Genomic DNA, 817 nt, shown 5'->3' with positions numbered 1-817 from the left:
GAAAGAAACTAGCGAGTAATAGCCTTCACGTACATCTTCCCGACCTCTGATTTAACCACTTGAACTTCCGTTCCTTTCCCAAGAACTTGAGACTGATCTGGGGTCAAGAATACTTGCCAATTAATACCACTGTACTCTTGCACTATAAAAGTACTTGGGGCCAAGTCTTCAGAAAGGAAGAACGTAACGCCACTAAAACTATTCGGCTGATCTTCAGGACTTTGCTGACGTTGCTGCAACTTTCTCAATGGTTTCCACAGAAATAAGGCCCAAACAAAGGAGAAGATCGCGACAGAGACAGAGGCGTTCAAAATCGAATGCTCAAACAGACCGATCGACATTAATACAGCCGTAGTAAAACATGCAACAGCCACGAAAATCAGGAAAATACTACTGAAACCCAGTACCAATATTTCTATGATGATCAGCGCAACGCCAACAAAAGATAATAATGTTGGCAAACTCGTAAATAGTTCAGGCATTGAAGTCTCTTACTTTTTCAAAGAATCCGCGATAGACAGAACTTGAGCAACGACAGAAGCCGCTTCTGTATTCCCATCGGGTAACAATACCACAGAAGATTCTTTGGCAATCGCCTCTTTTGCTGCGATTGCTTTTTGCGCCAATTCTAATTGAATAGCTGAGCTGCCTTCATTGGTGACGGCGATATTACCAATTTTTTGCAAAGCCGCAGCCTGCGCTTCGGCTACGCGAATAATCGCTTGCGCTTCACCTTCGGCAGTTAAGATCTGTTGTTGTTTTTCCGCTTCTGCAGCAAGAACCTGTGCTCTTTTCTCACCTTCAGCACGGTTGATTT

Annotated in this window: 2 protein-coding genes; both read right to left on the bottom strand. The window is 43.7% G+C overall.

The window, feature by feature from the left end:
* Positions 1–8: 8 nt before the first annotated feature.
* The gene (locus A3738_RS01340; protein WP_068502832.1) at positions 9–482 is read right to left on the bottom strand and encodes an NfeD family protein; all 474 of its coding nucleotides are present in this window, start codon (positions 480–482) and stop codon (positions 9–11) included.
* A 9-nt stretch (positions 483–491) separates the two neighbouring features.
* A partial coding sequence (locus A3738_RS01335; RefSeq protein WP_304440053.1) for a band-7 C-terminal domain-containing protein occupies positions 492–817 on the bottom strand: 326 nt, incomplete at its 5' end.

This window comes from Oleiphilus sp. HI0066, assembly GCF_001635725.1.
The sequence above is the reverse complement of the archived record's forward strand: the minus strand, read 5'-3'. Positions and strand labels throughout refer to the sequence as shown.